This is a genomic window from Methanobrevibacter thaueri (assembly GCF_015062905.1).
Classification (GTDB): domain Archaea; phylum Methanobacteriota; class Methanobacteria; order Methanobacteriales; family Methanobacteriaceae; genus Methanocatella; species Methanocatella thaueri_A.
The window spans coordinates 1-4,630 of sequence record NZ_SUTK01000078.1 but is presented as its reverse complement, the minus strand read 5'-3'; the positions used below and the strand labels follow the sequence as shown (position 1 = coordinate 4,630).

General features: G+C 37.2%; 7 protein-coding genes. All 7 read left to right on the top strand.

The window, feature by feature from the left end:
- The first annotated feature begins 1 nt into the window (after position 1).
- Positions 2 to 175, top strand: coding sequence for a peptidoglycan-binding protein (locus E7Z79_RS09745; protein ID WP_369693445.1), 174 nt, complete (start codon positions 2 to 4; stop codon positions 173 to 175).
- Positions 176 to 484: 309 nt separating this feature from the next.
- Entirely contained in the window at positions 485 to 1,558 is a 1,074-nt protein-coding gene (locus E7Z79_RS09210; RefSeq protein WP_303739648.1) for a CDC27 family protein, read from the top strand.
- The gene (locus tag E7Z79_RS09205) at positions 1,555 to 2,451 is read left to right on the top strand and encodes an ADP-ribosylglycohydrolase family protein (protein ID WP_303739647.1); all 897 of its coding nucleotides are present in this window, start codon (positions 1,555 to 1,557) and stop codon (positions 2,449 to 2,451) included. Before E7Z79_RS09210 ends, E7Z79_RS09205 begins: the two co-directional genes overlap by 4 nt.
- A gap of 9 nt (positions 2,452 to 2,460) precedes the next feature.
- A complete protein-coding gene (locus tag E7Z79_RS09200) occupies positions 2,461 to 2,925 on the top strand; it encodes a hypothetical protein (protein ID WP_303739646.1) in 465 nt (154 codons plus the stop codon).
- A gap of 63 nt (positions 2,926 to 2,988) precedes the next feature.
- Positions 2,989 to 3,285: a M48 family metallopeptidase gene (locus E7Z79_RS09195; RefSeq protein ID WP_303739645.1), complete on the top strand. Its 297-nt coding sequence runs from the start codon at positions 2,989 to 2,991 to the stop codon at positions 3,283 to 3,285.
- A gap of 114 nt (positions 3,286 to 3,399) precedes the next feature.
- On the top strand, positions 3,400 to 4,170 hold the full coding sequence (locus E7Z79_RS09190) for an SseB family protein (protein ID WP_303739644.1): 771 nt from the start codon (positions 3,400 to 3,402) through the stop codon (positions 4,168 to 4,170).
- Positions 4,171 to 4,183: 13 nt separating this feature from the next.
- The coding region (locus E7Z79_RS09185) for a Dna2/Cas4 domain-containing protein (RefSeq protein ID WP_303739643.1) at positions 4,184 to 4,630 on the top strand (447 nt) is incomplete at its 3' end.

Below are 4,630 nucleotides of genomic sequence, written 5' to 3'. Positions count from 1 at the left end.
TTTGAAAAACAACGGATACTATCTAACCTACCAAGGCCACTACCTTAAAGTAGACGGTATCTATTGGGACTGTACCGTAAGGTCTGTCAAAGAGTTCCAGCATGACAAAGGATTGAAGGTAACAGGTAAGGTTGATGAAAAGACTGCTTTAAAACTCGGATTAATTAAAGGATAGGGATTCCATTTCCCTATTTTTTCTATTTTTTAAATCATTTCACCATTCAATATAATTCAATGTTTTCACCGGCATTATTGGAATAGATTTCAAAACAATACTTTTAATGATTTGTATTTCACATTAGCCTCATGCTTTCTAATAATATACTTACTTTATAAATGTACATATTGTGCAAATCCTAAAATTGGAAACATTTATAAGGCACTAATTACTAACATTATATTAACAAAATATATATGCCAATTCGTACCATCACTATATCATGCGTTTTGTATGAATTGTCGAAAGTAACTTTTCGGTGATAACATGACAATAATTAATTTAATTGAAAGCGCATTTTCAAAAAAAGATTTTGAAAGGGTTATAAGGCTTTGCGATGAAATCCCAGAAAACCAAAAAGCAATAAGCTATAAGGCAAGAAGCCTTTGTCTTCTTGAAAGGCCTCATGAAGCATTGGACTTTCTAGACAAGACCAATTATCCTGACAATCCATATCCTAACTACATCAGGGCACAGGCGCTGATGGATATTGAACAATATGGTCAGGCAATCGAATGCTTTGAAGAGATTTTTGACCTTGAAGTGAATGATGAAACCTCCCTTGCATTCATGAAATTGGATTATAATATATGCCTCAGCTTAAGGCAAGACGAGCTGATAGAAATGGAAAAGTACGTCGATGCATGGAAAGTGAATCTCAAATCGCAATCTCCATATTCAATCGAAGGATTCACGAGACATGTAAGACAATATTCTTCAAGAGTAAAAAGCAGACAGTACCATGTGAGGATATCTTCTCACAAGGCAAAAGAAAAGCTGTTTGAATTTCTCGAAAAAAACGGATTTGAAATCAAAGACTTTGAAGGTCTTTTCTTTTTGATTGATGTGGTCGATAAAATATGCAAGGGTGATGACGGCAGAGGTGAAATCACAATTTCAGAGTCAAAATTCTATGACAAGGTTAACTTTCATCCCCATAACAAAATTGGGCTAAAAAATATATTTCATGAAAACGGAAAGATAGCATATGAAGGATATGTCCTAAACGGTGCACCATACGGTTTCGGGAAAGCCTACTTTGAAGACGGAACATTATACCGCGATGGCATATTTGACATTAAGGGAATAGTTCAGGGAAAGGAATATTATCCTTCAGGACAGCTTCGCTTTGAAGGCAACTGGTGTCTTACAAGAGGATATGGGCCAAACGCACCCTGCAACGGCAATGCCTATGATAGGAATGGAAATCTGATATACTCTGGACAGCTTGAAATCAAAAGAAATGGCATGGGATGGCCGATGATTCAAAAGCCAAAAGGATTTCCACCAGAACAGGAGAATAGACCAAAAATCGAATGTTATAATGGAGTGATAGAATGAAAATAAAAGATGGAATAGTAGGTTTGACAGTAGGAGATGCACTTGGAGTGCCTGTGGAGTTTCGCCCAAGAGAATATCTGATTGAAAATCCGGTAACCGGAATGATGGGTCATGGAACATACGACAAGCCAAAGGGAACCTGGTCTGACGATACATCACTGACACTGGCAACTATGCAGAGCATTGCAGCAAAAAATGCAATTGATTTGGAGGACATAATGAGGGAATTTGTGGCATATGCTCGGGAATCCAAATACTGCCAATATGAAGTATTCGACTACGGAAACACCACAATTGAAGCTATTAACAGATTCGAGAGAGGATATCCGGCTAACGAATGCGGAGGAAGAGATGAATATGACAATGGAAACGGATCTCTAATGAGAATACTGCCATTGGCATTCATTCCGGGCATTACATATGATGAAATCGAAAGCGTATCAGGACTTACACACGCCCATCCAAAATCCAAAATCTCCTGTGTGCTTTATATAGAAATAGCAAAGTCAATGCTTGAAAACAATCTTGAAATCGAAGAGCATATACAAAGGGCATGCGAAAAAATCCAGAAACATTATGAAGGTGTAGAGTATTTGGAGGAGTTTCGAGATATCTTTGAAATGGATTTCCATGTAACTGAAGGCAGAAGCTATGTCATAAAAACCCTTGAAGCGGTTCTTTATTGCCTTTTGGAAACTGAAAACTATAGGGATGCAGTCCTTAAGGCGGTAAATCTCGGCCGTGATACAGATACAGTAGCGGCCATTACAGGAGGGCTTGCAGGAATATACTATGGCGATATCCCTCAGGAGTGGATTGATGACATTCCACAAATGGACTATGTCATTGGAATATGCAGTGACTTTGAGAATTTCTGCCTAAAAAATGAATGAGGAAATAACATGGGAGAGCTAACCCAATACATGTGTCTGAACTGTGATTTTACAATCCAGGACAAGGACTTAAGGTATTTCATTGATGAGAAAACCAATTGCATAGTCATACATTCAATGGGAATGCGTACATTTGATATGGGGCGTGACAGCAAAATCAACGGGAAAATAATTCCGTCATTCTGCCCGTACTGCCTGAAAGAAGTGAATTTCTGTCATAATGATGATATAGTAAATGTTGAAAAGATAATAACTTCACTTGAAACTGATGAAAAAGAATTTAAAAAAGATTTGGATGAAAGATATCCTCTTCGAAAAAAGGCAGTCATGCTTAAAGGTGCCGTTGGGCCGAAAGATGAGCATGGTAAATGTCCAAAGTGCGGCAGGAAAATAGAACTGATAACGCAAGATAACCAAGAATGTCCAAAGTGCGGGGGCATGCTTCTAAGTTTTTTAGCCGCATTATATGATTAAGGATATAGTTAACTATATTGATGATAATTAAAAAATATGTTACTTAACAAGGTTGTGTTAAATATGAATTTCGAAAATCAACTTAAAGAATGCGATGAATTATATGAAAAACAGGATTATGGAGCTTTGATTGAAAAATGTGATGAAATACTTGGTCAATTTCCATACAATCCTAATGCAATATGTTATAAGGGAATTTCCCTCCATAAACTGGGTGAAACTGATGAAGCATTAAATATACTTGAAAAAGGAGTCGAAACAAATCCTGACGATTGTCCTTTGAGAAATAATCTTGCATTGATATACTGTGAATTGGAAGAATACGAAAAAGTCCCTGAAGCTTTGCAAGGAAAGCTTTAAAATCAAAGACCCAGTTGGGAATGCATAATTAAATTCGCAAATCAGTTGAATAATCTTTTGGATTCAGTGGCAAGCTAATGATTATATGGGGCTGAAGATTAATGTGGTGATAAAATGGATGAAGAAAACTTAAAAAATGATGCTGAAATTGATAATTCCCGTTTGGAGGAGTTGATTAAACAGGACATAACTCCCCAGATGCAAAGGGAAGTATTTGATATATTAAAGAAATCTAGACTTTTCCTGCCGATTGATTTTGGAGAGGATGCATTCAAGGGAATTGAAAACTCAGAACCCGGCGATGTAATTGAAGGCCCGAAAGGTTTCAGCATTCAATTTTTAACTGACGATAATGGAAACAAGGCAGTTCCCTTATTTACAAGTGAAGAGATGATGCAAAAGGCAGGCGTTCACACATCAGTAATGGTGATGTATATGAGCGACCTTGCAGGAATGCTTGCCCAAAGCGACAGGTATTCAATAATTTCAATCAACCCCTTCACTGAATTTGGTCTGAACATGCCGATTGAAGCATTTTTGGCACAGTTCGATTTCAAACCTGATTCATTGAAGGAGCTTCTGGCCAAAAAAGACATTAATGATGATGAATTAAAAGAAGCGCTCATGTCCTCCCAGATGATTGTGGGCTGTGTTGATGCAGAAGAAGGCACAAGTTTCGTTATGATATGGGATGATAACAAAAAGTCTCATCTTCCATTGTTTACAGACATTGAAGAGTTCAAAAAGATTTTTGAAAAATACTCAGACGATGTATATCCTCAGGCATATTATTTCGCTGACTTGGTAAAGGTTGCAAAAGATGATTTTGTGATAAATCCTGCATCAGAATCACTGATTTTGAGTCCTGAAGCATTTAAAGGATAGTGATAGTGTGCACTTGTCAAAATCAAGGTATTGCGAAGGAGTTCAGTGTAAAAAGATTTTATGGCTTAATGAACACATGCTGGATAATGCGGCTGATAAAGGCAGTGAAACTATTCTTGAAACCGGAAGAAAAGTTGGAGAGCTTGCAAAGGGACTTTTCGGTGATTATGATGATGTTGTCTATGATAATGACATTGACATGAGAATTGAAAAAACCCAAAATCTTTTGAAGGATTGTTCCAATGTCATTACCGAAGCGTCTTTTAGTCATGATGACAATTTCTGCAGTGTCGACATCCTTAAAAATGATGCTGACGGCGTGGAAATATATGAAGTGAAAAGCTCCACAGAAATCAAGGACATCTACCTGGATGACGTTGCATACCAGTACTTTGTTTTAACAAGCGCTGGATTAAATGTCAAAAAAGCAGCCATTGTCTACATTAACAATGAATACGTT